At 57.9% G+C, this 25,844-nt stretch carries 25 protein-coding genes; 4 read left to right on the top strand and 21 right to left on the bottom strand.

What is annotated here, in order from left to right:
• Positions 1-25: 25 nt before the first annotated feature.
• Entirely contained in the window at positions 26-523 is a 498-nt protein-coding gene (gene yfcD, locus OLX77_RS04900) for an NUDIX hydrolase YfcD (RefSeq protein WP_307632472.1), read from the bottom strand.
• A gap of 213 nt (positions 524-736) precedes the next feature.
• Here yfcD and ftsH point away from each other — a divergent pair, with 213 nt between their 5' ends.
• Positions 737-2,551 carry an ATP-dependent zinc metalloprotease FtsH gene (ftsH, locus tag OLX77_RS04895; protein ID WP_307632471.1) on the top strand — a complete coding sequence of 605 codons (1,815 nt, stop codon included), beginning with the start codon at positions 737-739 and terminating at the stop codon, positions 2,549-2,551.
• Here the strand turns inward: ftsH and OLX77_RS04890 are convergent.
• From OLX77_RS04890 to OLX77_RS04840, 11 genes are all read right to left on the bottom strand, one after another.
• A complete protein-coding gene (locus OLX77_RS04890; RefSeq protein WP_307632470.1) occupies positions 2,548-3,042 on the bottom strand; it encodes a GatB/YqeY domain-containing protein in 495 nt (164 codons plus the stop codon). The genes ftsH and OLX77_RS04890 overlap by 4 nt on opposite strands.
• Positions 3,043-3,057: 15 nt before the next feature.
• Positions 3,058-3,348, bottom strand: a complete 291-nt coding sequence (locus OLX77_RS04885) for a hypothetical protein (RefSeq protein ID WP_307632469.1) — start codon at positions 3,346-3,348, stop codon at positions 3,058-3,060.
• 13 nt (positions 3,349-3,361) lie between these two features.
• Positions 3,362-3,568, bottom strand: coding sequence for a hypothetical protein (locus OLX77_RS04880; RefSeq protein WP_307632468.1), 207 nt, complete (start codon positions 3,566-3,568; stop codon positions 3,362-3,364).
• 15 nt (positions 3,569-3,583) lie between these two features.
• The gene (locus tag OLX77_RS04875; RefSeq protein WP_307632467.1) at positions 3,584-3,799 is read right to left on the bottom strand and encodes a hypothetical protein; all 216 of its coding nucleotides are present in this window, start codon (positions 3,797-3,799) and stop codon (positions 3,584-3,586) included.
• A gap of 55 nt (positions 3,800-3,854) precedes the next feature.
• Positions 3,855-4,934 carry an NAD(P)/FAD-dependent oxidoreductase gene (locus OLX77_RS04870; RefSeq protein WP_307632466.1) on the bottom strand — a complete coding sequence of 360 codons (1,080 nt, stop codon included), beginning with the start codon at positions 4,932-4,934 and terminating at the stop codon, positions 3,855-3,857.
• A gap of 183 nt (positions 4,935-5,117) precedes the next feature.
• Positions 5,118-5,273 (bottom strand): rubredoxin, encoded by a 156-nt coding sequence (locus OLX77_RS04865; RefSeq protein ID WP_307632465.1) that lies wholly within the window; start codon positions 5,271-5,273, stop codon positions 5,118-5,120.
• A 42-nt stretch (positions 5,274-5,315) separates the two neighbouring features.
• Positions 5,316-5,642 carry a hypothetical protein gene (locus OLX77_RS04860; RefSeq protein ID WP_307632464.1) on the bottom strand — a complete coding sequence of 109 codons (327 nt, stop codon included), beginning with the start codon at positions 5,640-5,642 and terminating at the stop codon, positions 5,316-5,318.
• Positions 5,643-5,758: 116 nt separating this feature from the next.
• On the bottom strand, positions 5,759-7,468 hold the full coding sequence (locus tag OLX77_RS04855) for a diguanylate cyclase (protein ID WP_307632463.1): 1,710 nt from the start codon (positions 7,466-7,468) through the stop codon (positions 5,759-5,761).
• A 128-nt stretch (positions 7,469-7,596) separates the two neighbouring features.
• Positions 7,597-7,992, bottom strand: coding sequence for a hypothetical protein (locus OLX77_RS04850; protein ID WP_307632462.1), 396 nt, complete (start codon positions 7,990-7,992; stop codon positions 7,597-7,599).
• Between the two features lie 181 nt (positions 7,993-8,173).
• Positions 8,174-8,494 carry a heavy metal-binding domain-containing protein gene (locus OLX77_RS04845; RefSeq protein WP_307632461.1) on the bottom strand — a complete coding sequence of 107 codons (321 nt, stop codon included), beginning with the start codon at positions 8,492-8,494 and terminating at the stop codon, positions 8,174-8,176.
• A gap of 117 nt (positions 8,495-8,611) precedes the next feature.
• A complete protein-coding gene (locus OLX77_RS04840) occupies positions 8,612-8,953 on the bottom strand; it encodes a hemerythrin domain-containing protein (protein ID WP_307632460.1) in 342 nt (113 codons plus the stop codon).
• Positions 8,954-9,241: 288 nt separating this feature from the next.
• Between OLX77_RS04840 and OLX77_RS04835 the strand changes: the two genes are divergently transcribed.
• Positions 9,242-11,470 carry an NADP-dependent isocitrate dehydrogenase gene (locus OLX77_RS04835; RefSeq protein WP_307632459.1) on the top strand — a complete coding sequence of 743 codons (2,229 nt, stop codon included), beginning with the start codon at positions 9,242-9,244 and terminating at the stop codon, positions 11,468-11,470.
• Positions 11,471-11,573: 103 nt separating this feature from the next.
• Entirely contained in the window at positions 11,574-12,590 is a 1,017-nt protein-coding gene (locus OLX77_RS04830; RefSeq protein ID WP_307632458.1) for a hypothetical protein, read from the top strand.
• A gap of 43 nt (positions 12,591-12,633) precedes the next feature.
• Here OLX77_RS04830 and OLX77_RS04825 read toward each other — a convergent pair whose 3' ends face one another.
• Positions 12,634-15,264 carry an ATP-binding protein gene (locus tag OLX77_RS04825; RefSeq protein WP_307632457.1) on the bottom strand — a complete coding sequence of 877 codons (2,631 nt, stop codon included), beginning with the start codon at positions 15,262-15,264 and terminating at the stop codon, positions 12,634-12,636.
• A 197-nt stretch (positions 15,265-15,461) separates the two neighbouring features.
• On the bottom strand, positions 15,462-16,814 hold the full coding sequence (locus tag OLX77_RS04820; protein WP_307632456.1) for a phosphohexomutase domain-containing protein: 1,353 nt from the start codon (positions 16,812-16,814) through the stop codon (positions 15,462-15,464).
• 72 nt (positions 16,815-16,886) lie between these two features.
• Between OLX77_RS04820 and OLX77_RS04815 the strand changes: the two genes are divergently transcribed.
• The gene (locus OLX77_RS04815) at positions 16,887-17,480 is read left to right on the top strand and encodes a hypothetical protein (protein WP_307632455.1); all 594 of its coding nucleotides are present in this window, start codon (positions 16,887-16,889) and stop codon (positions 17,478-17,480) included.
• A gap of 81 nt (positions 17,481-17,561) precedes the next feature.
• On the opposite strand, the gene OLX77_RS04810 is transcribed toward OLX77_RS04815, so the two are convergent.
• The 7 genes from OLX77_RS04810 to OLX77_RS04780 form a co-directional block, all read right to left on the bottom strand.
• On the bottom strand, positions 17,562-18,908 hold the full coding sequence (locus OLX77_RS04810) for a class II 3-deoxy-7-phosphoheptulonate synthase (protein ID WP_307632454.1): 1,347 nt from the start codon (positions 18,906-18,908) through the stop codon (positions 17,562-17,564).
• Between the two features lie 130 nt (positions 18,909-19,038).
• Positions 19,039-19,614 (bottom strand): type I restriction enzyme HsdR N-terminal domain-containing protein, encoded by a 576-nt coding sequence (locus tag OLX77_RS04805; protein WP_307632453.1) that lies wholly within the window; start codon positions 19,612-19,614, stop codon positions 19,039-19,041.
• Between the two features lie 344 nt (positions 19,615-19,958).
• The gene (locus tag OLX77_RS04800) at positions 19,959-20,852 is read right to left on the bottom strand and encodes a dihydropteroate synthase (protein WP_307632452.1); all 894 of its coding nucleotides are present in this window, start codon (positions 20,850-20,852) and stop codon (positions 19,959-19,961) included.
• Between the two features lie 260 nt (positions 20,853-21,112).
• The gene (locus tag OLX77_RS04795) at positions 21,113-21,961 is read right to left on the bottom strand and encodes a DUF4405 domain-containing protein (protein ID WP_307632451.1); all 849 of its coding nucleotides are present in this window, start codon (positions 21,959-21,961) and stop codon (positions 21,113-21,115) included.
• Between the two features lie 95 nt (positions 21,962-22,056).
• Positions 22,057-22,479: a hypothetical protein gene (locus OLX77_RS04790; RefSeq protein WP_307632450.1), complete on the bottom strand. Its 423-nt coding sequence runs from the start codon at positions 22,477-22,479 to the stop codon at positions 22,057-22,059.
• 441 nt (positions 22,480-22,920) lie between these two features.
• Entirely contained in the window at positions 22,921-23,730 is an 810-nt protein-coding gene (locus tag OLX77_RS04785) for a glycosyltransferase (protein ID WP_307632449.1), read from the bottom strand.
• A gap of 2 nt (positions 23,731-23,732) precedes the next feature.
• Entirely contained in the window at positions 23,733-25,664 is a 1,932-nt protein-coding gene (locus OLX77_RS04780) for an ASKHA domain-containing protein (protein WP_307632448.1), read from the bottom strand.
• Positions 25,665-25,844: the final 180 nt, after the last annotated feature.

Below are 25,844 nucleotides of genomic sequence, written 5' to 3'. Positions count from 1 at the left end.
TTCCTTTTCAGGAGAGCAGCAGGGTTCATTCGGCCATAAATCTTTTGAGCACCATCAGGCCATCCGGGGTAAATTGTGCGGCAGCGGCGAGGGATTGCAGCTCATCCATCCCGAGAAAAAACCCGTCTTCCACCTCTTCCGGCTGCAGGACGAAGGGGCCCTCTGCCAAGCAGGAAAAGACGCGACCCCAGACCCGGTTGTTGTCGGCTTCATGATAAAAATCGAAATGGCTGGTCAGACCAACCTTGTGCACGCCCAGCTCTTCGGCCAGTTCGCGTTTTGCCGATTGCTCGTAGGATTCCCCGGCCAGGACCACGCCGCCGGTGGCGACATCCAGGTAACCGGGATAGATATCCTTGCTCATGGTCCGTTTCTGGACAAAGATTTCCTGCTTCCGGTTAAAGACCAGGATGTAGCAGGCCCGGTGGATGAGGCCCCCCTCCCGCATCACCCGTCGGGGCACATGCGCCACCTCGTGGTTCAGCTCATCAACGATCAGAACAATTTCATCACCTGGATTCATTTTTCAAGGGCTCCACTCCGCGGCTGTGCAAAAAAAAATAGGCTGTTGCGCTAAAATAACGGTACCATTGAGAGGTAGGTACGGCAACAGTGGTGTGTAGGCACCTGTGCACCACACCACCTAACTCTTGTATACCATGAAAAGCGAAGCCGGGGCAGGGAAGATCACGCATGCTGCTGCCGGAGGAACCATAATCTAAAGGACACCGTCGGCATGGAAAAAAAATTCCAGTTTTCTCTCAGCTATCTCTTCATCGCCCTGGCCATCTTCATCCTGCTCCAGAACTGGCTTTCTCCGCAGATCAACAATGTTTCCTACACCCAGTTCAAGAGCTACGTGGCGGATAAAAAGATCAATTCCGTGGTCATTTCCTCGACCCTGCTCAAGGGGTATGAAAAGGTTGAGACGGACATGAAGGAGCCCATGTTTCCCAAGGCGCTGTATGTGACCCCGCGCATTGATGACCGTAACCTTGTGGATTTTTTGGAAAAATATGGGGTCGACATCATTGCGGCCAATGAAAATACCTTTCTCCGCACCCTGCTCTCCTGGATTCTGCCCACCCTCTTTTTTGTCGGGATCTGGATGTTCATGATGAAACGCATGGGTCAGGCGGGCGGAGGCATGATGACCCTGGGCAAGTCCAAGGCCAAGATCATCGCCCAGACCGATCTGGGCGTTGATTTTAACTCGGTGGCCGGGCAGGACGAGGCCAAGGTGGAATTGGCCGAGGTGATCGAATTCTTGAAGACCCCGGAGAAGTTCACCCGTCTGGGGGCCAAGATTCCCAAGGGCATCCTCCTGGTCGGCCCTCCGGGCACGGGCAAGACCCTGCTGGCCAAGGCGGTGGCCGGGGAGTCCGGGGTGCCGTTTTTCTCGATCAGCGGTTCGGATTTCATCGAGATGTTCGTGGGGTTGGGCGCGGCCAGGGTGCGGGATCTTTTCGAGCAGGCCAACGCCAAGGCGCCCTGCATCGTCTTCATCGACGAGCTGGATTCCCTGGGCAAGGCCAGGGGCAGCGGCATGATGGGGGGGCATGATGAGCGGGAACAGACCCTCAACCAGCTGCTCGCCGAGATGGACGGCTTTGAGGTGAACAAGGGGGTGGTGATCCTGGCCGCCACCAACCGGCCGGAGATCCTGGATCCGGCCCTGCTGCGGCCGGGCCGCTTCGACCGGCATATCCTGGTGGACCGGCCCGACCTCAAGGAGCGGGTGGCGATTCTGGCGGTGCATGCCAAGGGAATCAAGCTGGACCTGGAGGTCGATCTTGAGATCATCGCCCGCCGCACCCCGGGGTTTACCGGGGCGGATCTGGCCAATCTGGTCAACGAGGCGACCCTGCTCGCGGTGCGCAAGGGCAAGGAGCAGGTGGAGGCGACGGAATTTGAAGAGGCCATCGACCGGATCGTGGCCGGCTTGGAGAAGAAAAATCGGGTGCTCAACGAGACCGAGAAGAAGACCGTTGCCTATCACGAAACCGGGCATGCCCTGGTGGCCACCTTCCGCAAGACCGCGGAAAAGGTGCACAAGATCAGCATCGTGCCCCGCGGGATCGGCGCCCTGGGCTACACCATGCAGCTGCCCACCGAGGACCGTTTTCTGATGTCCAAGACCGAGCTGCTGGAGAAGATCGATGTGCTGCTGGGGGGCAGGGCCGCGGAAAAGATTGTTTTCAACGAGATCACCACCGGCGCCCAGAACGATCTGCAGCGGGCCACGGATATCGCCCGCAGCATGGTGGCCATGTATGGGATGAACGAAAAGCTCGGCCAGGTAACCTACCTGCAGCAGGCCAACCAGTTTCTGCAGCAGGGTCAGGGTTTGTTTCAGCAGAAGGAGTTCAGCGATCAGACCGCCCTGCTCATTGACGAGGAGGTGCGCAAGATCATCGATGCGCGCATGGTGTTGGTGGAAGAGACCCTAGCCGAACAGCGCCCCTTGCTGGAAAAGATCGCCAAGGTCCTGCTTGAGAAAGAAGCCCTGGACGATGAAGAGTTCAAGGCCCTGGTGGGGGAAGGGGTTTAGCCCGCCAGATCCGCCAGCACCTTTTTCACCACATTGCCGTCCGCTGCCTTGCCGAAATGCTTCATGATCGGGCCCATGGCCTGCATGGCGCTCTTGAACTGGGAGAGGTCGATGTTTTCCTTGGCCCAGGCGGCGATCTCCTCTTCCGTGGCCATCTTGGGCAGGTATGCCTCCAGGATCTCAAGGTACTCGGAGCTGGTCTCTTTTTTGTACTCCAGGGTCTGCCGTTCCGACTTGCACAACCCCATGATCAGGCTGATGATGTCGTCGTCGGTGATCTCGTCGTCCCGCTTGGCCCGGGTGCTTTTTTTGCCGCTCTCCAGGGTGATGGGGGTGGTGATCTTGGTGGGAAATTCGCTGATGATGATGCGAAGAGCGCCCTTGGCCACCGCATCTTTTTTCAGCATGGCATTTTTCAGGTCGCTTTTCAGTTTGGCCAGCAGGGTCATGCCCATGGCCGCGTTCCAGCCGTAATCGCTCTCCGCACTCATAAATCTTCCTCGTTCTTAATTTTTACAGACAAACTCGGCGCCGACCGGGGCTGCGTTGAGGCATTGTGCGAGAATTTTTCCTTCCGCCTCGGTAATCTTGGCGCCGTAACGCATCATATTCCCGATACTTCTTTTCCATTCTCCCTTGCTTTTTTGTCCAAGCCTTTGGCAGATGCGCGATTTGTAATGGCAGACCTGACAGCGGCTGTTGAGAAGTTCCGTACATTGTGTACCGCCGGCAAAGGCAGCGGTGGTTGCACCAAGGGAAAACAAGAGCAGAAGGGCAAGAAGGGCGAAGGGTTTCATGGCACGCTCCCGGTCAGTGGAATTTCCAGAGCAGAATCAGGCCAAGGGCGAGAAGAAACGGGCCGTTGGCAATATAGACCACATAGAGGATGGGGTATTTCGAGCCGAGCATCTCCCTGAGTCGTGCCCTGTTGCAGAGCCTGGGAAACCAGAAGGCCACGGAGATGAAGAACCCGACAATGGCAAGAATAAGACCGGTGGTGGCAAGAATGGTATGCATGGCTCGGTTTAGGGGCTATTCGCTTTCAATTTCGGCGATGCGATTGGTGAGGATGGCCACACAGGCACCGGCACGTGTCATGCCTTGCTCGTTGCCCTTCTGCTCATAGTACATCTGACTGAGTTCCAGGGATTCCAGGGCAAGCCTCAGGTTTTTGAGCTGGGCTCTGGCCGGGTCTGTCTGCCAAAGGGCGATGGCCTCACGGGCCTGGTCTTCGCTGTTGATGTTCATGGGCGGGTTATTCTGTCGCGTTGGGGCTGAAATTTGCAATGAATCGCTGTGCGGATCATTGGACATCGTTAGAGAAGAGATTGTACCTCTTTTTCAAAGAATGAAAAGCAAAAGGATAGGCGAGACGGTGCAGAAGGTTCAGGTTGTAGCAATCATGAAAAAATTTACGATGGTCTCGGCTGCGGTCGATCCGGTCCATGATGTGGCTGTAGTTGTTGCGGCCGAATCGCTCCCAGAGATAGCGGTTGACGAAGCTGGCTTTCTGTTTGTCTAAGAATCGGCGACGGGCTAACTCCTGGTAGCTCGTACCCTCGATGAGGCTTTGCGCCGCCAGAGCGCCGGAAAGCACGGCGGTGCGGATGCCGAAACCCCAAAGCATATCCTGCAGCCCTGCCGCCTCCCCGACCAGCAACTGCTGTTTGTCTTGAAAAACAGGGGCCAGGAGAAAACCGCCCAGCCCGCCCACCGGTTTTGGTTCTTCCATGTCGAAGTCGACAAATTTCTTGAAGAGTCGTTCCGTTTCGGCCAGGCAGCGGTTTACCTCGGAAAAGTTGTCAAAGAGGACGGTGCAGAGGCAGCCATACCCCTTGGCGGCCAGGAGGTAGGCATACCCCTTGTACGCCGCCCGGTCATTGACCAAGCCGTAGGCCGCATCGGGCAGAGAGGTCTTGAAGACGAACCCCTTGTCGATGGCAAAGCGGTGGTGCACCAGGGGGCCGCTGGCGACGATATCCGCCTCTGCGGGGGCGAGGGGCTGGTTAAAGAAAATGTCGACCCCGGCCGCCAGGGCCTGCTCCTTGAGACCCTGGTCCAGGCTGCCCGCCATGGCTCCGCGCCGGATCAGATAAAAGCCGGGGCGCGAAGAGGTGAAGGGCCAAGCTTTTTCGCCATTGAAGACGGTGAGGGCGGAAAAGGGGGTGCAGTCAAAGTTGATCGCCAGACCAAGGGCTTGGAACTCGTCGAGTACGTCGCGTTCTTCCGACCAGTTTTCCAGCCCCTGCAGGTCGCCGTAAAACACCCTCCCCACATCATGGTTTTTCTCATGGACCTGGGCCTGGTACCCAGCCTTTTGCAGGACGATGGCGGCCGTGAGTCCTGAGGGCCCACCGCCGAGAATTTTTATGGTTTTGGCCATGGGGCACGACCTCGCTCGCCTGTGTACGCAACATCTGTCTAAAAAGGGGAGAATCCGCTCTGGCTCTGTAAAGAGTATGCAGGCAATTGGCGGGATTGGCAAGGGCGAGAAAAAAATACCCCCTGAAGACCAGAGTGCGTGGCTTCAGGGGGTGGATGGTCCGGGGATCGAGCTGGGGTCGGTTTACACCTTATAAAAATTTTCCTTTTCCGCGCCGCACTTGGGGCAGACCCAGTCATCGGGAAGATCGGCAAAGGCAGTGCCCGGCTCAATGCCGTTTTCGTAATCGCCTTCCGCCGGGTCATACACATATCCGCAGGGGCATTCATACTTGTCCATAATAGCTCTCCTTTTTTTGCCTTCCAAGACTCAGGGGATGGATCAGTCCATGGTTTCCATGTCTCTGCCGCAGCATTTGGGGATCTCGCTGCCCTGTTTCACATTCATGTACTTGTTGCAGACGGAACAGTAATAGGTGTTGTCCGCCGTGGCTTTCAGGTCCGACCACTGGGTTTTGCCGCCGGGGATTCCCTCGATCACAAAACGGGCCAGGTTTTCCTTGGCCGGGATGTACTCGCCGATGGGCACCAGCTTTTTGTTTTCCCGCAGGCAGTCGACAATGACCCGCCAAAGAAGCTCCATGGCAGCGGTTTCCTGGGCATTGCCCGGCTTGAACTCCACAACGTTTCTGTCAACACTGATATCCATGCGTCACCTTTTTTAATTAGTAATAATTCCTAATATAATAATTTTTGCAGAAAAATCCACGGAAAAAACAGGGGGCAATTTCCCAGAAGTTGGCGATGGTGTCCGCTTCGGTGTTCCTAGTGTTTATAGCCGTCCAGGTGGAGGGTTTTTTTCTCTCCCTTGTTTTTGTACATGGCTTGGTCTGCCTGGCGGAGGAGGTCGTCGATGGAGCAGGGGCTCAGATGTTCGAAGCGGCCCACCCCGACACTGAGGGAGAGCGGGTATTGCCGATTTGTCATCCGGTTGGTTTTTTCGATGGTTTCGTTCAGGCGGATCAGAATGTTTCGCTCATTGCCCAGTGCCGAGTTGTCCGTGCAGAGAATGACAAATTCGTCTCCGCCCAGCCGTGCGACAATATCGGCGAGACGGAAGGTGTCTTGCAGCAGGGTGGCGGCTTCAATGAGTGCTTGGTCGCCCACGGAGTGGCCCAGGGTGTCGTTGATCCATTTCAGGTTGTCAAAATCCACATAGACGAGCAGGAGGTCGTTTTTGTCGCGCACGCTGATCTTGATCAATTTGTCGGCCAGGGTCATGAAGCCGCGCCGGTTGAACAGGGAGGTAAGCTCATCGGTCATTGCCGATTCCCGGAGCTTTTCCTCCATTTTCTTGCGTTCGGTAATATCGGCAAAGGTGACCACTGTGCCCGTGATTTCATAGTCTTCCTGAATCGGGGTGGCGGTATAGCGGACGGGAAAACTCTCCCCATTTTTTCGCCAGAATGTTTCGGTGCCCTTGCGGACAATGCCATCCTGACCCGTCGCATGGATCGGGCAATCGGTCAGGGGATACGCCCTGCCGTCAGGCTTGTGGTAATGGACGATTTCATGCAGTTTGTTGCCCAGGGCCGCCAGGTCATGGGGCTCATAGCCAAGCATGGCAAGGGCGGCGGGGTTGACAAAGGTGACGTGGTTTTCCTGGTCGAGGCCGAAGATCCCTTCGCTCACCGTATTGAGGATGCGTTCCTGCTGGTGGCGCAGCAGCTCGAGTTCCCGCGCCGCAGTGATTTTTTCGGTGAGATCCCGCATGATGGCGATGATAAAGGTGTGTTCCTCATCCTGGCTGGGGAGAAAATGGATGGTGATCATCTTGCCGTTGAGCAGGATGGGCGCGGTGTCATCGATGATCACCGGATCTTGGCCAGGGCTGTGCAGCAACGCGCGCACCCGCTCCCGGTGTTCTCCGGTGAAAAGATCAAAAAAGCTGGAGGCGAGCAGGTTTTCTTCCTGCAAGCCGCACAGCCCCATGGCGGCAGCGTTGGCATGGAAGATCTTGCCCTCCAAGGTGAACTCCATCACTCCCTCGGGCATGCTGTTGAAGATGATTTCATAATGCCGTTTGGAACATAAGAGCTCCGAGGTGATATGGCGTTTGTAGAGGTCTTCGCCGCCGAGAATCTTGCCCTGCAATGCAGGGAGGGTGCCATTGTCGATATGTTCGATAACCTGGGCGATATGCGCTTCGGTATTCTTAAAAGGTCCCTTGGCGATGCAGGCAGCGGCCCCGAGGCTGAGAATATGGGCTTCATCCTCAAGCATGGTGGATGAATAGATGATGATATGGACCTCTTTGAGTTCGGGACGGCTGCGGATAACCTGACAGAGCTTTTCCCCGCTGATATTGGGCATGATCAGGTCGGTGAAGACGATGTCCGGGGTTACCTTTTTGAGAATCTCCAGGGCCGCAAGTCCGTCTTCCGCGCTGATCACCTCGTGGCCCATTCTTTTCAGGAATTCCACCAGCAGTTTCAAGACAACAGGGTGGTTGTCCACCACCAGAATCGTTTTCATGGCTCTCGGTATCCAGTATCCAAAGATTTTCACGTCGGGGAAAGTCCCTTTTATAACGGAAAAACCGCAAAAATCAACTAATTTGGCTCATCCCAACGGGTGCATAGAGCGGGCTGGATTATTATCGGTCAATGCCCCTGAAGGGCCAGGATGACATCCACAGCCACTGCAACAATGGAAAGGATAAAGATGAAGAGATAGTTGAGGTGTTCCTTGGATTTGATGATGGAGGAGAGCACGTAGTCGATGAGTTCTCTGTCCGTGGAGCTGATTGCTTCCGGGGAGCGGATTTTTTCCAGCAGCCGGTTTTCGCGGATGGCCTTTTTGCGTTTTTCGGAAATGTAATAGCGGTAGGCGAAAAAAAAGATGTAGCCGATGACCCCGAAATACCAGACCGGTCGCAACAGTTCCGGCCTGAAGGTGTTGATGATGGTCACCAGCCGGAAGGCTACGGCGGAAAGCAGGCCGATCACCAGAAAAAGGTAGATGACAAAAGGGGGAACGGTGTGGGGTTTGTTGCGCATGGAAATTCCGTAGGGTTGTAATGGGTTCAGTCGCTGCAGCCGCAGGACTCTTTTTCCGCCAGACAGAGGGGACAGAGCAGCTCGCCGCTTACCCGGACCAGCTCTGCCGACCGGAATGCTTTACCGCAAACAGTACAGTGTGCAAGCTCCTTCGCCTTCGGTTGCGGCGACTCGCTCTTTTTCACTCAACGCGAACCGCGGTGCCGCTGGCGCTGACCATGAGCATGCCGTTTTTTTCGCCAAGCACCTCGTAATCGAGGTCCACCCCGACGATGGCATTGGCTCCGAGCTGGCTTGCGGCCGCGCGGAGTTCTTCCAGGGCAATTTCTCGGGCCTGGCGCAGCTCTTTTTCGTAAGCGCCGGAACGGCCGCCCACGATATCGGTGATGCCGGCAAAGAGATCGCGAAACAGGTTGGCGCCGACAATGGCTTCGCCGGCGACCACGCCAAGATAGGCGGTGATTCTTTTTCCGTCAAGGGAGGGGGTGGTGGTAATGATCATCCGCGGTTTTCTCCTGTTGGTAATGCATCGATTTCCTTCGCCTTTTTTGGCGGCCCGATTGGGGAATCATCGTCCCGGATATGTTCCAGCACCCAGATATGCATCAAGCGCTTGAATTTATACAACCAGAGCATCCAGCTTGCCGCTCTGCTTCATGATGGTGTTCATCTTGGCGATGATCCTCTCATGCCTTTTTTTATGTTCCTCAAATTGCGGGTAGCCAAGCGCGAGCATGTATTCTTCTTCGTGCTGAAAACAGGTTTTCACATAGTCGTAGAGGGCAACGATGTCCCCCTTGATCTTCGCGACTTTTTCCCCGCTGGCGGCGATATCGTTGTCCAACTCGATCAGGTGTTGGTGTTCGGCGTCGATCTCTTCGTTGCCGATGCTGTATGTGTCGCGCCAGATAATTCGCCCAGGCAGAACCTCACCCCTGCGGCGTGCAGGAAGATGGTACATTGTATGGCGGAGGGATGCGGAAAACAACCGGTAAAATCAGGGTCAGGCGTTGGCAAAGCGCAGGGAGGCGGACAAGATGCTATTTGCAATCCCAGACGGTATGTGCTAATTCTTTTCACTTTCCACCCCGGGTTTGGTGCTTGGTTTTTCAGCGGAAACCCTCCTTTTTTCAGGGGAACCCGGATTCTCTTTCAGCTCCGGCATTGTCGAGCCAGATATAAGCCGGCACACGCAATGGTAACGGCGACGAATTAATGCGCAACACCGCCTAAAAAAGAAGGAAAAAATATGACCAGCCAAAAGATTATCTATACGGAAGTCGACGAAGCGCCTGCCCTGGCAACCTATTCCCTGCTCCCGATCCTGCAGAGTTACACCAGGGGCTCGGGTATTGCCGTGGAAAAAAATGATATCTCCCTGGCCGGGAGAATCATCGCCAACTTCCCGGAAAATTTGAGCGAGAGTCAGAGAGTCCCTGATTATCTGGGCGAGTTGGGCAAGCTGGTCAAGCTGCCGACGACCAATATCATCAAACAGCCCAATATCTCCGCGTCGATTCCCCAATTGCAAGGGGCGATCAAGGAGCTGCAGGAACAAGGATATGCCATTCCGGACTATCCCGAGGCGCCGAAAACCGAGGCGGAGAAAGCGCTGCAGCTGCGGTTTGCCAAGGTCTTGGGCAGCGCGGTCAATCCGGTGTTGCGGGAAGGAAATTCCGACCGCCGGGCAGCGGCATCGGTCAAACGGTTTGGCCAGAAAAATCCGCATCGGATGATGAAACCCTGGCCCGCCGAGTCGAAAACCCGGGTCGCCCATATGACGGCAGGGGATTTTTACGGCAGTGAAAAGTCGGTAACGCTTAACAAGCCATGCGAGGCACGGATCGAGTTTGTCGGCGCGGATGGCGCGACCACGGTACTCAAGGAGCGGACCGCCTTGCTTGCCGGGGAGATTATCGATGTTTCGGCGATGCAGGTGGCCAGCCTGCGCACATTTTACGCAGAGCAGATCCAGGCGGCGAAGCAGGAAGGGGTGTTGTTGTCGCTCCATCTCAAGGCGACCATGATGAAGGTTTCGGACCCGGTCATGTTCGGCCACTGTGTTTCCGTTTTTTATCGGGATGTTTTTGCCAAGCACGCTGCGGCGATCAACGAGCTGGGGGTGAACGTCAACAACGGTCTGGGGGATCTTTACGCCAAGGTCCAATCCCTGCCCGAGGTGCAGCGGCAGGAGATCGAGGCTGATATCCAGGCGGTCTATACGAAAAATTGCCAGCTGGCCATGGTGGATTCCAGTAAGGGGATCACCAACCTGCATGTCCCCAACAATATCATTGTCGACGCCTCCATGCCGGTGGTGATCCGGGACGGCGGCCGGATGTGGGGCGCCGACGATCAGCTGCACGACACCATCGCCATGGTGCCGGACCGCTGCTATGCCACGATCTACCAGGAGGTTGTGCTCGATTGCAAACAGCACGGCGCTTTTGACCCGGCCACCATGGGCTCGGTGGCCAATGTCGGGCTGATGGCGCAAAAGGCCGAGGAGTACGGCTCCCACGACAAGACCTTTATGGCGCCGGGGAAGGGCATAATCCGCATGGTCGACACGGCTTCCGGCGAGACCCTCCTTGCCCAAGAGGTGGCAGAGGGCGACATCTTCCGGGGCTGCCAGACCAAGGATGCGCCGATCCGGGACTGGGTAAAACTGGCGGTGAATCGTGCCAGGGCCACCAATACCCCGGCGATCTTCTGGCTGGATGCAAACCGGGGTCACGATGCCGAGCTCATCGCCAAGGTGCGGGCATACCTGCCCAACCACGATACCACCGGCCTCGACATCCGGATCATGCAGCCCGTGGAGGCGATGCGCTTCTCGCTGGCCCGGATCCGCAAGGGGGAGGATACCATCTCCGTGACCGGCAATGTCTTGCGCGACTATCTCACCGATCTTTTCCCCATTCTCGAGCTGGGCACCAGCGCCAAGATGCTCTCCATCGTGCCGTTGATGAACGGGGGGGGGATGTTCGAAACCGGGGCGGGCGGTTCAGCGCCCAAGCATGTGGAGCAATTCTTGCGGGAAGGGCATCTGCGCTGGGATTCCCTCGGGGAGTTTTGTGCGTTGGTCCCCTCCTTTGAGCATATCCATGCCACCTTCAAAAACGAAAAAGCCCAGCTTTTAGCGGAAACGCTCGATGCGGCCATCGGCAAGTTTCTTGAAAACGAACGCTCCCCCTCCCGCAAGGTGGGCGAGCTCGATACCCGGGGCAGCCATTTCTACCTGGCCCTCTATTGGGCAGAGGCGTTGGCCGGCCAGAGCAAGGATCAGGAGATGCAGGCGCGGTTTGCCAAGGTGGCGCAGGCCCTTGCCGCCAACGAGGCAAGAATTGTCGCTGAGCTGAACTCGGCCCAGGGCAAGCCGATGGATATCGGCGGCTATTACCGGCCGGATGTGGCGAAGACCACGCGGGCCATGCGCCCCAGCCCGACCTTGAATGCAATAATAGATGGGGTTTGATTGCAGTTAAGAGGAAGCGGCAGGAAAGGCCAAGGATCTTGGCTGAGGTCTTTCGTGCCGCAACGGTCTGTTCGGGAATCATGCCATGAACAGGAGGTGCTGTATGCTGGCTGATCAGCGGGGGAGCAAGCGGCTCCTCTTCGTTTTTTGTCTCCGCACCCTTCTGCTGCTGGTAGGGGCCGGGCTTTTTTCCGGTTGCGCCCAGCAATTCGCCCTGAAGAGTGAGACGGCCAACACCATCTTTATTGCCGAGCAGGGGGAGGATGTGTTCCACCGCCATGCGCCGGCCTTTCTTGTTTACGAAGCAGACCTCTCCCATAACTGCATAGGCATGGCCGGGGCCCGGTACGATACCGCGGGCGCACCGGAGGTCTTTGTCGATCCGGACCGTCCCGCGATCTATGTGGGCGAGTATTCTTTTGCCACCGAAAAGGGGAACTACCGCAACCTGGTGTATCGGGTGCATTTTTCCAGGGTGCCTTTCCGCCATATAACGGCAGGAAAGCACGGCGGGATCCTGGTGCTGATTACCCTCAACGCAAACAAGCAGCCGGTTCTGGTCAGCACCGTCGGTACTTGCGGCTGCTATCTCACCATGACCCCCACCAATTTTTTACCGGACAGCTGCCTGCCGGAAGGGTTTAAGCGAGAAGCCCCCCTCAGGGTGTACGGCGAGACCCTGCCGGGCAGCCTGGACTACGCGGGGCGAGAGAATCCCCGTCTGCTGGTCTCCATCCGGCCGGAGGTCCACAGGGTAATGGACCTGCGCCTGGTGGATGACGACAGCGCGTTGGGGAGCCAAGGGGTTCCCCGGGAAAAAACAGATCTTCTCTCCGTGGAGACCCTGGAGCGGCTGGAGCTGCCCGGGGGAACGGAAACAACCAGCTTTTTCCATGAAAAAGGCGTGGCGCAGGGGTATGTCAAGGGAGCGCTCAAGCCTTGGGAGAGTCTGTTCATGAGCCCTTTGGCCCTGGATTTTCTGGTGGGCATGGATAAAGCCTACTACGGAGATCCGGCCAAGGGGCAACCCTTGTATACCAGTCTTAAACCCTGGGCCCAAGATGATTCCGACCTCCGCGATTTCCGCCGGTTTTTGTCATACTGGGGCTGGCGGCTCTGAAAATACCTCATTTCCTACCGGGAGTACTACCCCGCAGCAAAGATCATGATTGCGGCGTGGTGCCGTCCAACACCTTGCGGACCAGACCTGCCACTTCTTGTGCCTGAAACGGCTTGAGAAGAAAGGCACGGATCCCGAGTTGCTTCGCGCTCTCCGCATTGATCTGCTCGCTGAATCCGGTACAGAGGATGATGGGAATCTCCGGCTGCACCGCCAGAATTTTCTTGGCAAGCTCCTTGCCGGTGAGATGCGGCATGGACATGTCGGTGATGATCAGATCCACCTCCTGCGGATTGGCCTGGAACCAGGCCAATGCAGCGAGGCTGTCCGAGAGGCTGGTAATCCTGTAGCCATAGTCGGAGAGAAAGAGTTCGAGGAGGTGGCCGATTTCCCGTTCATCGTCCACCACCAGAATCCGTTCTGTTCCGCCCGGGATCTCTTGGGGTTCCGACTTTTCCTTGAGCTCCATTGGCGGTTGTTTGTACAGGGGCAGGTAAATGCTGAAGGTGGTGCCCAGGCCGGTGGTGCTGACCACCCGAATGTGGCCGCTATGGCTTTCGACGATGCCGTGGGTCACGGCCAAGCCGAGGCCGGTGCCCTTGCCCGCTTCCTTGGTGGTAAAATAGGGTTCAAAGATCCGCTCAAGCAACCCGGTATCCATGCCGCAGCCGGTGTCGCGCACCATCAGTTGCAGATAGTCGCCGGGTGGTAGGGGGGGAGAAATATCTGCCGCAGCCGGTTCGGAAAGCGAAACGGTGAGGGTGCCGCCCTTTTCCTCCATGGCATGGTAGGCATTGGTACAGAGGTTCATGACTATCTGATGGATCTGGGTGGGATCGGCGAGCACGGCTCCGGAGCGGGCCGGAATATCCTGAACGATTTCGATATTGGCCGGCAGGGAAGCGCGCAGCAGCTTCAAGGCCTCCTTGACGATCAGATGGATCTCGATGGGTTTTTTCTCCTGCTCGCTTTGCCTGCTGAAGGTGAGGATCTGGTGGACCAGCTCCTTGGCCCGTTGCCCGGCAAGAAAAACCCCGTCGAGATAATTGCGGCAGGTGACATCCGAGTTCACCCGTTCCATGGCCAGCTGGGTGTAGCCGATGATGGCCGTGAGGATGTTGTTGAAATCATGGGCAATGCCGCCGGCCAGGGTGCCGATGGCCCGCATCTTTTGGGCTTGGCGCAACTCTGCTTCCGCCCGTTTGCGTTCCGCCATCTCCCTGGTCAGGGCGGTGTTTGTTTCAGCCAGCTCACGGGTGCGCTCGATAACCCGTTGTTCCAGCAGACTATGCGCCTCGCGCAGGACGGTTTCCGCCCGTTTGCGTTCGGTGATATCGGTGACGATGCAGACAATGCCGATGAGGCTGCCGTCCTGGTCCGCAAGAGAGGTTGCCGAGAAGAGCACCGGCACGCGATGCCCGTCCTTGGTGAGGAGCTGACGTTCTACCTTGCTGATCTCGCATTTCTGTGGTCCGCAGGGAGCAAAACGTGCCTCTATCTCCGCCGGGCTTTCAAAGAAGGAAAAGATCTTGTTTTCCACCAGCTCCTCTTCCGAGTAACCGAGCAGTTGGCAGAATGCTTCATTTGCCTGGCTGATTCTGCCGTCGGCGGTGGTTACCAGCAGGCCGTCACTCATGGAGGCAAGGATATTGTCCACATAGGCCTTGGCTGTGGTGAGATTTTGGTTGCTCCTGTTTAGGGAGGTGTTGAGACCCACAATCCGGTTCAACAGCTGACCAAAGCTGAAGTAGAGAAACAGGCTGGAAAGCACGAGAAGAAACAGGGCGAGCAGGATGACCTTAATGATGAAATTTTTGGAGTTGGCCAGTTCCTGGCTGATGTCCAGGGCAACGAGAATCTTGGCAATGGGTTTCTTTTGGAAATTGCGCAGTTCGATGTTGGAGAAAAGGATATAGGTCTTGCCATCGACGGCGAAGCGGTCTGGGGCATGCTCCAGTAGAATCGTGGGGGCAATTTTTGCGAAAAGGCCGTTTTGCAGGGGCAAAAAGGTATATTCTCCCTGTTCGATCCGTTTGCCTCCAACCAGGGTCGCCTTCTGCCAGCTCTCTGTTTTGACGGCAATGGCGATCTCGGGGCTGATGTGTTGCTGCAAGAGGGTGACAAGTTGTTTATGGCTGATGCCGAACTCCAGGGCGCCGATATACTCTTCGCCGGCGAACATCGGTTGCACAACCCGGTAGAAAAGTCCCATTTTGCCGACTTCGTAGCCGATCCGTTGTTTGTGGAGTGTGTTCACCTCACGGATAATGGGGCGGATCTCGACGAGATCGTCGCTATGCAACTCCGGCAGATGCATGCGCAGGAAGGAGGAGTTGTCCGGCAAGTGGAAGTGCATGAGGGAGAAGTAGGGGTTTTCGGTCTTGATCGTCTTGTAAAAGGGCAAGGCCGCCTGATAGAGGGCTTCCCGGTCACGTCGGGCAAAGGCGTCGATCACCTCTTGCTTGGTGGTGGCAAGGCTGACGATCCGTGACTTGTATGCGATAAAAACTTGGTCTTGCAGGTTTTCCGCGAGAAAATTGGCGTTCTCCCTCTTGGTTCGAATATCGTTATCCAGCTGGGCATTTTGCTGTTGGATGGACATGAAAACGAAGACCGAAGTCAGGATGGTGATGGTGAGCATCACCGAGAGGATCGATTTGGCGCGGATATCCATCAGCGGATCACCTGCGTAGGATCAGGACAACACATGGACAACAGATCGGTGTGCAGCGTCTTGAGCATCCTATCTCCTTGTGGAAGTATCTAGTCTTATTGCAGATACTTTTATGGTAGCAGCAAAAAAAAATATCCGTCAAGCAAAGGAAAGGACACGATGAACTTTGTTTGTTGCGGGCGCGGAATAAGCCCGATTCAGGCCCGGATCAGGGCGAGCAGTTCCGCGGTTTTTGCCTCCATCAGCGCTCTGTCGCCTCGGGTTTCCACATTGAGGCGCAGCACCGGTTCGGTGTTGGATTTTCGGATGTTGAAGCGGAAATGCTCCGCGGTGAAGCTCAGGCCGTCGGTGTAATCCTTTCCCCCCGGGGTCTCGGCGTAAAAAGCCTCCACCCGGGCGATGACCGCATCCGGATCCGCGACCCGGTTGTTGATCTCGCCGCTCACCGGATAGGCTTCCTGCCGGGCGCGCACCAGTTGGGAAAGGGGTTGGCCTGAGCGGCTGAGAATCTCGGCGACCAGCAGCCAGGGGATCATGCCGGAGTCGCAGTAGGCAAAGTCGCGGAAGTAATGGTGGGCGCTCATCTCGCCGCCGTATACGGCATCTTCACTGCGCATCCGCTCCTTGATAAAGGCGTGCCCGGTCTTGCTCAGCACCGGTTGGCCCCCGGCTTGGCTCACCAGCTCCCGGGTGTTCCAGACCAGGCGCGGGTCGTGGATGATCTTACCCCCGGGGTTTTTGGCCAAAAGGGCCTGGGCCAGCAGCCCGACCATGTAATAGCCCTCGATGAATGCGCCCGTCTCGTCAAAGAGAAAGCAGCGGTCAAAGTCGCCGTCCCAGGCAATGCCGAAGTCGGCCCCATGCTCCCGCACGGCCTGGGCGGTGATGGCCCGGTTTTCCGGGAGCAGGGGGTTGGGCACCCCGTTGGGAAAGGTGCCGTCCGGCTGCCACTGGAGCCGGATGAACTCGAAGGGCAGTCGGGCACCAAGGCGGTCGATGATCGGGCCGGCACAGCCGTTGCCTGCATTGGCCACGATTTTGAGGGGTTTCAATGCCCGTGTCTCGACATAACCGAGCAGGTGCTCGATATAGGCGGGCGTGTTGTCCAGGGTGGTGAGGGTGCCCGGGGTGGCTGCGGTTACTCGTTTGCCTTCTACCGCTAACCGCTCGATCTCTTTAAGGCCGGTGTCTCCGGAGATGGGCCGAGCCCCCGCCTGCACCAGTTTCATGCCGTTGTAATCCGCCGGGTTATGGCTGGCGGTGACGATGATCCCGCCGTCCACCGCAAGATGGAAGGCGGCAAAGTAGATCTCCTCGGTGCCGCAGAGGCCGAGATCCACCACATCCACGCCGGCCTCGAGAAAGCCGGCGGCCAGGGATTTGGCTAGGGCCGGGCTGGAGATCCGGATGTCGTGGCCGATGGCCACTTTTTTCGGGGCCAACAGCGTGCTGTAGGCCTGCCCAATCCTGAAGGCCAGCGCCTCATCGAGTTCTTCGGGCACCCGGCCGCGGATATCATAGGCTTTGAAGCAGGGAAGCAGTGCGGGCATGAGCGGATCTCTTTGAAGGAAAATTTATTTTCGGGTAGAGTGTTTTTTTTAACAAAACCAGGACAGCTAATCATGGAAGCCCCTATTCTGCAACCGGAACTTGCCGCAAAGATAGCCGATCTCTACGGACGGATGGAAAAGGCGTATGACATCGTCGCCCGCCAGCTGGATTTTACCTGTACGGGGTGCCCGGACAACTGCTGCGATTCCTATTTTCTCCATCATACCTATGTGGAATGGGCCTATCTCTGGGTGGGGCTCATGGCGCTTGCGCCGGAACTCCGCAAGGGTATCGAAAATCGGGCCGCCGAGTATGCCGCCGCCTGTACGCATGCCCTGGATCGGGGCGAACGGCCGCAGGTCATGTGTCCGCTCAACGCAGAGGGGCGGTGCAGCCTCTACCTCCACCGGCTGATGATCTGCCGGATGCACGGGGTCCCCTCCAGCCTCACCTTTCCCAATGGCCAGGGCAAAAAATTCCCCGGCTGTTTCCGCTGCCAGGAGATCGTCGGCACCCGCCAGGCCACACCCGCGGTGGAGCGCGCCCCTCTCTTCCGGGAGCTGGTGGCTCTGGAGCAGGAACTGCTTGGGGAGCAGCAGGGCCAGATGCCCAAGGTCAAGAAGACCATCGCCGACATGATCCTGATGGGGCCACCGAGGGTGTAGGTGTTTCAGGAAAGTGAGCATAAAAAAAGCCCGGCGCATGGATAATGCGTCGGGCTTTTTTTGTCATTGATGGGGAGGCGTTTATTTTTCCCGCATCAACTCGGCAATCTGGAAGGCGAGCTCCAGGCTCTGCTCCGCGTTGAGGCGGGGGTCGCAGTTGGTCAGATAGTTCTCTGCCAGGTGGTGGTCGAGGATTTTTCTCCCCCCGCCTGTGCATTCGGTGACGTTTTCCCCGGTCATTTCAAAATGGATGCCGCCGGGCACCGTGCCCTCACTCCAGTGGATCTCGAAAAACGAGCGGATCTCGTTCATGATCTCGTCAAAATTCCTGGTTTTGTGGCCGCTTTCCGCAGTGTAGGTGTTGCCGTGCATGGGGTCGCAGCTCCAGACCAGCTTGAACCCCTCTTTTTTCATCTCCCTGGCCAGCAGTGGCAGACCGTCGCCGATCTTTTTCGCGCCGAACCGGGTGATCAGGGTCAACCTCCCAGGTTCGTTCTCCGGGTTGAGGGTGCGAACCAGCTGTTTGACATTGTCGATGTCGTGGTTGGGCCCGATCTTGACCCCGATGGGGTTGTGCACCCCCCGGAAGAACTCCACGTGCGCCCCGTCGAGCTGCCGGGTGCGCTCGCCGATCCAGAGCATGTGGCCCGAGCAGTCGTACCAGTCGCCGGTCGTAGAGTCCTGGCGGGTCAGGGCCTGCTCGTAGCCTAAAAGCAACGCCTCGTGCGAGGTGTAGAAGCTGGCCTGCTTGAGCTGGGGGATATCGGTGTCGATGCCCACGATGCGCATGAAGTTGATGGCCTGGTCGATCTGGCGGGCGAGCTTTTCATACTGTTGGCCCTGGGGTGAGTTTTTGACAAAGGCATTGTTCCAGGAATGGACCCGCTCCAGCGCCGCATAGCCGCCCTGGGTGAAGGCACGCAGGAGGTTCATGGTGGAGCAGGAGAGGTAATACCCCTTCAGCATCCGTTCCGGATCCGGCCGCCGGGCCTCGATGTTCGGTTCGATCCCGTTGACCATGTCGCCCCGGTAGCTGGGGAGCTCGATGCCCCCAACCATTTCGGTGTCGGCGGAGCGCGGCTTGGCGTACTGACCGGCCATGCGGCCCACCTTGATCACCGGCTTGCCGCCGGCGTAGCTCATGACCACCGCCATCTGGAGGATGACCTTCAGGAGTTCCCGGATGGCCGGGGCGGTGCACATGGAAAAGGCCTCGGCGCAGTCGCCGCCCTGGAGGAGAAACGCCTCGCCCTCGGCGGCCATGGCCAGCTCTTTCTTCAATTCCCGGATCTCCCCGGCAAAAACCAGGGGCGGCAGCTGGGAGATGGTATCCACCACCTGAGCGAACTCCTTTTTGTCCGGCCAGTTGGGTTGTTGCAGGGCGGTGCACTGCTGCCAGCTTGTCTTGCTCCAGGGTGGCTGTGTCATGGCGTTGTCTCCGTTTCAGCGACTGAGCCGCGAAATCTATTAGAATGGGTTCGCGGTGAAGGTATAACTATTTGGAATTATTGAGTTCTCGCGCATAAATCGTTCTTGTGCCCTGTGTAGCGTCTGCAACTCAACCTTCTTTTGCTCCGGGCAGGGCGCAGGGTCCGCCGGCACAGCAGACCTCAATATCAAAGGCGTTGAGGATGCGCAACTCCGGTTCCCGCCGTTCCGGGGGTACGGGGGTGAAATCCAGGGAGGGCAGCATGGTCACCAGCGACTCCCGGGTGGGGATGGCCCCAAGGCCGGTTCCCAGCACCTTGCCGGTTCTGGTGTCCAGCAGCTCTCCATCTTCGCCATTGCTTACGACGGCAAGGGGGATCAGCTGGCTCTCTTCGAGGACCCTGGCGGCCGCGATGGCCGGGCGTTCCCGGGTTACCAGCGAGCCGGGCCCGTAGCGCACCACCATGACCCGTCGCCCTTCAAGGCGAACCACGATATCGATCTTGGAAACCACGAACTGATGGGCGAACAGGGTTTCAATCCTGCGCCGCATCTCCACCTCACCCTTGGCAAACCCCCTTTCCTCCACAAGCAGCCGGGCCAGTTTTTGGCGGTAGCGCTCGTCATCGGTGTCCACCAGGGTTTCCCCGGTAATGAAATCGTCGAGGTTGCCATAGATCATGTGGTGCGAGGGAATGTCTGCCATAACTTCTAGGCCTCAAATAAAGAGCAGTCAGAGGAAGATGTTTCCTCCTTACTGTTCATTTCTTTGCGTGCCCAAAGAAACGAACCAAAGAAAGGGCACCCGGTGTCTCTTGTCCCGCCGTTGGCGGGATACCCTGTGCTCCTCGATGCTGCCGGAGCTTTGCAAACTCGGCTTTCGCCTCAAACAGTGCAAATCCCCTTTTCGGCAGCCTCTCCGGTGCTCGGCTGCGTGCCTATGGGATTATAACTGCCAAACCTCCAAACAAAAAAAGAGGAGGCCGCAGCCCCCTCTTTAGAAAGGCCGTCCCGGATTCGAGAAAGCGGCCTCTATATACTACCGCTTTTTTACAGGGTCAGCCAGGACTCACTGAACACGTTCTGGCCGCTCAACACCTTATAGGTTTTATAATGCTCCAGCGCGGTGCCGGTCAACCCTGCGGAATCGGGATCGTTGCCGTCCATCATGTTGTGGACCATGTCCACCAGCTCCTGACGCTCGCCCTTGCAGATCGCCATGAGCTCGGCATCGTAAGCGTTGACGATGGCGGTGGTGATCCCGTACTTCATCAGCATGATCAGGTAGGTGCGGTCCAGGTACTTGCGCAGATGCTCGGCCACGCCGTTACTGACGTTGGAGAGACCCACGGTGGAACCAGCGCCGGGGGCGATCTCCTGCAGCATGGACATGAACTCGAGGCCCGAGGCGATCTGGTCTGCGCCCAGGGTGATGGGGGTGCCGATCGGGTCGAAGAGCATTTTTTCGTTGGGGATGCCTGCCTCGGCCAGAGCCATCATCAGGTCAACGGCCATGGCGCAGCGCTCGTTGGAGTCGCGGGGCATGCCCTCCGGGCCCCAGAGCAGGGCGATAACGTTGCAGCCTGCCTCGGCGGCAACGGGGATGAGCTTTTCCATCCGCTCGGGCTGGGCGGAGATGGAGTTCATGATCGCAGCTTCGCGGTTTTTTACCACCTTGAAGCCGGCAGCCATGGCATCGGTGTTGGTGGTGTCCAGGCAGAGGGGCACGGAGCTTGCCGCTTCCACGGTCTGCACAATCCAAGGCATCAGCTCGATCCCGTCCTTACGGGCCGGTCCGATGTTGAGATCCAGGTAGGAGGCGCCGGCGGCGGACTCTTCCTTGGCCATCTCCTGAACAGGACCGGGATTCCGTTCCTTCATGGCGGTGCCGCTTCTTTTACCCATGATGTTGATGCTTTCCGCAATGGCTGCTACCTTGATCATTGTTTTCTCCCGTGCTGTGGTTTCAATCGTAATATATATTTAGGAGCCGTTACGGCTCTTTATGCCGGTCTTCGTATTGCAAAGGTGATCGCGTGCCACCAACGGGTTTTTCGCGCTCCTGTTGGAAGCGGCTGTTTTCCCGCGTGTTAAGAGGGCATGGTAACGTGGGAAAATAGCGTTTTACACAACGGATGTCAACAGGCAACCGCCCAAAACGGTGGAAAAAAATATCGAATTGATGCGTAAATCGGTGGATATACCTAGGTCCGCGGCTTGCTTTCCCTGTGCTCTGTCACCTGCCTGAGCGCCTCGAAGATATCCATGGGCGAGGTGTTGTTGGTACCGGCGATCTCCTTGATGGTCATGGCTGGGGTGGCGGTAATCTTTTTGGCCGCAAGCCCCTGGACGACCGCAGCGCAGTCGAGCCGGTATTCGCGGCAGATATCCGTCAGCGGCTTCATGCCGAAACCTCCGGGCGGGTTCGCAGGCAGGCTTTTGGCTTGGCCGGGTTGCGGCGGGGGCAGCATGGCCTCATACACCGCCTTTGGGGTCAGGGTGTTCATGCGGGCGATTTCGGCGATGGACTGGGATGGATCGCTGACCCGGATCTTGGCTGCAGCCAAGCGGCTCAGGCCGGCATCGAGATCAAGCTCCACCTTTTTGCTGAAGGTGGCCAGAGAGGAGAGTTCGGCATGGCCGTATGGGGGCTCGCCATATTTTTTGGCGGCCCTCTCCTTGATCTGGTCGCCGATGGTGATGATGGTGGAAAACGGAGGCAGTTCAAGATAGGTGCCCAGAGTAAAGGCCAGACAGAGGAGGAGGGCGATGGTGAGGTCTGTTGTGAAGAAGCGTAGTCTCCCGGCCCTGTTTTTCAGATAGGCGACAATGGGGCTCCAGTTGTAGTAGGTATGCAGGCAGATGGCGAGCAGGAACAGCACGCCCAGATTCACATGCAGACTCCCCCATTGGGTTTTGCTCAAGCCCCAGAGGTGCCAGTCCGACCAGTAGGCCACCCGCCCCTGGGGCACGATGTAGAGGATGATGCTGGTCAGCATCTCCAGGGCAAAAGAGAGCAGGGCGGTGAGGGAGGTGATTTTGCGCATGTTCATGGAGGTCTCCGGAGAGTTGCCTAAAATGAAGCATGGCCAGGAGCCTTGGTAGGCTGTCTGGCCATGCTGGGGTAAAAAAGTTTCTGATAAAGGGACTAGCGTCTTCCGCCGCCGCCCATGCCGCCACGGCTCATGCCCCCGCCAGAGCCGGACCCGGAGCCCATCCCGCCGCCCATGCCGGAGCCGGAACCCATGCCGGAGCCCTGGTCTTGACGCTGCTGCATCCGTTCTTGGTTCCGTTCCTGTTTTTCTGCGCGCATACCGCCCTGTCCCTGGCCATTTCCCGTCTGACCCATGGCCTTCTGTTTTTCCGCCGGGCTCATCTTCTGCACCCGGTTCTGCCATTCGTTCTGGAAGGCGTTGCGCTCTTCCACCGTGGACTGTTTCATGCTGCCGCGTTGGGCCGCCAGCTCCTCATTGCTCATTCCGCTGTAGTCGGTGGCGGCAAAGGCCAAGGTGGCGGTGAGCAGGGAGCCTGCCAGGATGGTGCTGATCCGGAACATTGTGCTTTTTTTCATGGGGAATTCTCCTGTGCGAATTATGTGAAGGTGAAAAACGGGGTAAGCAACAACACACTGTGGGGTAATGGATATCACGAATCATGCCAAAGGTCATGGGCTGTGGGCCATTCCCTTGAAGAACCGTGGATAATTGAAGATTGGGCACGGGCGCAACTCCCCGAGCCAGGAGAAATCTTGGATAATTTGTATCCATCAGAAGAATAGCATACGGGTAATTTTTGCGCAGCGTGGCACTTTGTCGCGGGATTCGTTGCCCAGGGTTTCACGTGAAACGTGGAGGAAATCAACAGGGAGCAGGCGGCAAGAAAGCGCTGGCTTGGGAAGGAGAAAACCCAGTTATCTCGGAGTGTTCCCGGAGGAACAAGAAAAAATCAACAGTTTTTCAACAACCAATCAACAGCAAATCAACATCCTATCAACAACCCAGTTGGGTCTGCATCAGGCAGGCATTTTGGCGGGACGCAGCCAGTTTTTTAAGAGCAACCGGGTGCAGTCGCCTACCAGGCGCGGGGTGTTGTGGCTTCGCGGCGCGGGGGAGGTTTCGGGTTTGCTTTGGAGCATCACGGCCTCGGCCAGATAGTGGAGATGCCAGCCGGCCTGGTGGGCGCGCAGGCAATAATCGGCATCACCGTAGTGCGCGGAAAAGCCCTCGTCCAGCAGGCCGATTTCGTCCATCACCTCCCTGCGGAAGACCAGGCAAGTGTCCAGGAGCCATTCCGGTTCAAAGGAGCGCAGGTGATCCTGCTCGGTGAGCAGATGTTTTTTCAGGATACTGGGGGCGGCCGGAAGCAGGCGGCCCAGGGGGGTGTGGAGGCAGAGGATCGTGGCCAACGAAGGGGCGGAACGCACCGAGGGGAGGACCATTCCGTGGGGGTCAACGATGCGGGGCGCGGCCAGACCCGCATCGGGGTTTTCATCGAGAAAACGGATCAGAGTGGTGAGGCTGCCGGGCTGCGGCCGGAGATTTTCATCCCAGAAGGAGAGATAGCGGGCCGAGGCCAAACGGCAGGCATGGTTGCGCGCCTTGACCGGCTCCGGGGTCCCGCTATTTTCCAGGATGGTGATTTCCGGGAAGGATCGTTCCAATCGGGCAAGGGCGGGATGCTCCGGCTGGCCGGCCACCACGATGATCTCCAGGGCCACCGGGTCACCCTCGGGCAGGAGCGCGTCGAGAAAGGGGAAAAGCCCTTCGGGGCTGGCCGGGTTGTGGATCAGGCAGACTGCCAGGTCGGGTTCTATTTCTTCCATATCTATAGGCGCGGCAGCTTGTCCCGCACTGTGGGGAAGAGGGCCATGTCGGTGTGGGGCAGAAAGAGCGAGGCCATGTAGTGGTTCATGAACTGGGCGCTTTCCGAGAGCTCCAGGTTGGTGATCAGCGTGCTGACCATCATCCGTTCCCGGAAGCGGACATGGTCGGTGAGGCTGATCTGGCAGCCGAGCATGGAGGCGTTGCCCAGGTAATAGAATTTGTCGCGGTCGATGTCCGGCAAAAGCCCGATGCAGATCGCCTGCTCCAGGTCGATGTAAGCCCCGAAGTTGCCCGCCATGATCACCCGGTCCAGATCGGCAAAGGTCATGCCCACCGATTCCAGCAGGGTGACGTAGCCCGCGTACATGGCGCCCTTGGCCCGGGTCAGGTTGTCGAAATCCACCTCGGTGATGGCGATGTCCTCGCCCATCAGGGTGTCCTTGGCCCAGGCCAGGACGTACTCGTAGCCGTCGATCCCTTCCCGGATGCGGGGATGCGAAAGCCCGCGGTTGAACTTGCCCTGCTGGTCGATGACCCCGGCTTCGAGCAGTTCGGCCACGATGGCGATCAGCCCGGAGCCGCAGATGCCGCAGGGCTTGATCCGGTCGATGGTGATGATCATCGGCTCCAGGGTCTCGGGGTGGATGTGGAAATTTTCGATGGCCCCGGCGTTGGCCCGCATCCCGTGGCGGATGCCGCCGCCCTCGAAGGCCGGCCCCGCGGAGCAGGCGGCACAGACCATCCATTCTTCGTTGCCCACCACGATCTCGCCGTTGGTGCCGATGTCGATGAACAGGGTGAGCTCGGGGCTTTTGTACATCTGACAGGCGTGCACCCCGGAGATGATATCGCCGCCCACGTAACTGGCCACCGCCGGGTAGAGGAAGAGGCGCACCGAAGGGTGGGCGTGGATGCCTAAGGATGCGGCCCGGGTCAGGGGGAAATGGCTGCAGGTCGGGACATAGGGGGATTCGCGCAGGTATTTCGGGTTCAGCCCCAGGAGCAGATGGCTCATGATGGTGTTGCCCGCGGCCATGATATAGCTGATATTGCTGGGGCTGATCATGACCTTTTTGCAGACCGTTTCGATCACCGTGTTGATGGTGCGGACCACCTTTTCCTGCAGCCCCTTCAGCCCCCCGGGTCGTTGGGAATAAATAATCCGGGAGATGACATCCTCGCCGCAGCCGATCTGGTCGTTGTAGGCCGAGGCCTCGGCGATCACCTCGCCGGAATTGAGGTCGATCAAGACTCCGCAGACCGTGGTGGTGCCGATGTCCACCGCCAACCCGTAGAGGTTGCCCGTGGTATCGCCGGGCTCAATGGCGATGATCCGGTCCGGCTCCTCGGCCCGCTTGCCGCGCAGCATGATGGCGGTTACCTGCCAGTCGGCCTCCCGCAGGGTGAAGGGCAGCTCCATCAAGAGCTCCGGGTGATCGTAGGTCGGCTCGGAGCAGTCGTGGCATTTTTTCTTGATGGCCCGCATCAAGCGCTGCAGGTCGGGGACATTGTCTTCCAGGGTCGGCGGGTCCAGGGTCAGGAAACGCTTTTCCACCGGCGGGGAGACCTGCCAGGTGCCGATGAGATGGTCCAGCGAGCGGGCGGAGATGGCCCGGGTGGTTTTGGGCTTGGCCTTGAGGGCCTTGCCGTCCTTGCTGGTGGCAACGGGGATGGAGACCACCAGATCTTCGATGATTGAAGACTGGCAGGCCAGACGGAAGCCTGCCGCGTGTTCCTCCGCCTTGAGCTGCATCGCCTTGTTGGCGGCAACCTCGCCCTGCTCGACCTTGACCTTGCACTTGCCGCACACCCCGTCGCCGCCGCAGGAGGCCTGGATATAGACCCCGGCCTTGGCTGCGGCGCTCAGCAGGTTTTCGCCGGTATCCACCTCGATGATAACGTTGTCGGGCAGGAAGGTTACACTTTTTTTCATAAATCTCCGGTCTCCGGGGAAGTGTTGGCAATGGATGAATTATTGCCACAAAGATAGCAGGAAGGCGGGGCTTGTCAAGCTTCCTTTCCGGGAAGAAAGGGGCGTGCTTCGATGATGTCCTGCCGGGGCCTGGGTGTGCTGGAGTTTTTTTTCTTCGCTGTTTCTGGGGTCAAGCAGGAG

Source organism: Thiovibrio frasassiensis, from assembly GCF_029607905.1.
Lineage (GTDB): Bacteria > Desulfobacterota > Desulfobulbia > Desulfobulbales > Desulfurivibrionaceae > Thiovibrio > Thiovibrio frasassiensis.
This window is presented reverse-complemented; position numbering and strand designations above follow the sequence as displayed.

Excerpts from the sequence above, each read along its gene's own strand:
- OLX77_RS04845 (WP_307632461.1), bottom strand. The coding sequence starts at position 8,494 with ATGATCATTACCACCACCCCCTCCCTTGACGGAAAAAGAATCACCGCC.
- OLX77_RS04870 (WP_307632466.1), bottom strand. The coding sequence starts at position 4,934 with ATGGCCAAAACCATAAAAATTCTCGGCGGTGGGCCCTCAGGACTCACG.
- OLX77_RS04880 (WP_307632468.1), bottom strand. The coding sequence starts at position 3,568 with ATGCATACCATTCTTGCCACCACCGGTCTTATTCTTGCCATTGTCGGG.
- OLX77_RS04850 (WP_307632462.1), bottom strand. The coding sequence starts at position 7,992 with ATGCGCAACAAACCCCACACCGTTCCCCCTTTTGTCATCTACCTTTTT.
- OLX77_RS04825 (WP_307632457.1), bottom strand. The coding sequence starts at position 15,264 with ATGGATATCCGCGCCAAATCGATCCTCTCGGTGATGCTCACCATCACC.
- OLX77_RS04885 (WP_307632469.1), bottom strand. The coding sequence starts at position 3,348 with ATGAAACCCTTCGCCCTTCTTGCCCTTCTGCTCTTGTTTTCCCTTGGT.
- OLX77_RS04835 (WP_307632459.1), top strand. The coding sequence starts at position 9,242 with ATGACCAGCCAAAAGATTATCTATACGGAAGTCGACGAAGCGCCTGCC.
- OLX77_RS04800 (WP_307632452.1), bottom strand. The coding sequence starts at position 20,852 with ATGATCAAGGTAGCAGCCATTGCGGAAAGCATCAACATCATGGGTAAA.
- ftsH (WP_307632471.1), top strand. The coding sequence starts at position 737 with ATGGAAAAAAAATTCCAGTTTTCTCTCAGCTATCTCTTCATCGCCCTG.
- OLX77_RS04860 (WP_307632464.1), bottom strand. The coding sequence starts at position 5,642 with ATGGATATCAGTGTTGACAGAAACGTTGTGGAGTTCAAGCCGGGCAAT.
- OLX77_RS04875 (WP_307632467.1), bottom strand. The coding sequence starts at position 3,799 with ATGAACATCAACAGCGAAGACCAGGCCCGTGAGGCCATCGCCCTTTGG.
- OLX77_RS04790 (WP_307632450.1), bottom strand. The coding sequence starts at position 22,479 with ATGAAAAAAAGCACAATGTTCCGGATCAGCACCATCCTGGCAGGCTCC.
- OLX77_RS04820 (WP_307632456.1), bottom strand. The coding sequence starts at position 16,814 with ATGCCCGCACTGCTTCCCTGCTTCAAAGCCTATGATATCCGCGGCCGG.
- OLX77_RS04865 (WP_307632465.1), bottom strand. The coding sequence starts at position 5,273 with ATGGACAAGTATGAATGCCCCTGCGGATATGTGTATGACCCGGCGGAA.
- OLX77_RS04805 (WP_307632453.1), bottom strand. The coding sequence starts at position 19,614 with ATGGCAGACATTCCCTCGCACCACATGATCTATGGCAACCTCGACGAT.
- OLX77_RS04840 (WP_307632460.1), bottom strand. The coding sequence starts at position 8,953 with ATGTACCATCTTCCTGCACGCCGCAGGGGTGAGGTTCTGCCTGGGCGA.
- OLX77_RS04830 (WP_307632458.1), top strand. The coding sequence starts at position 11,574 with ATGCTGGCTGATCAGCGGGGGAGCAAGCGGCTCCTCTTCGTTTTTTGT.
- OLX77_RS04815 (WP_307632455.1), top strand. The coding sequence starts at position 16,887 with ATGGAAGCCCCTATTCTGCAACCGGAACTTGCCGCAAAGATAGCCGAT.
- OLX77_RS04780 (WP_307632448.1), bottom strand. The coding sequence starts at position 25,664 with ATGAAAAAAAGTGTAACCTTCCTGCCCGACAACGTTATCATCGAGGTG.
- OLX77_RS04795 (WP_307632451.1), bottom strand. The coding sequence starts at position 21,961 with ATGAACATGCGCAAAATCACCTCCCTCACCGCCCTGCTCTCTTTTGCC.
- yfcD (WP_307632472.1), bottom strand. The coding sequence starts at position 523 with ATGAATCCAGGTGATGAAATTGTTCTGATCGTTGATGAGCTGAACCAC.
- OLX77_RS04810 (WP_307632454.1), bottom strand. The coding sequence starts at position 18,908 with ATGACACAGCCACCCTGGAGCAAGACAAGCTGGCAGCAGTGCACCGCC.
- OLX77_RS04785 (WP_307632449.1), bottom strand. The coding sequence starts at position 23,730 with ATGGAAGAAATAGAACCCGACCTGGCAGTCTGCCTGATCCACAACCCG.
- OLX77_RS04890 (WP_307632470.1), bottom strand. The coding sequence starts at position 3,042 with ATGAGTGCGGAGAGCGATTACGGCTGGAACGCGGCCATGGGCATGACC.
- OLX77_RS04855 (WP_307632463.1), bottom strand. The coding sequence starts at position 7,468 with ATGAAAACGATTCTGGTGGTGGACAACCACCCTGTTGTCTTGAAACTG.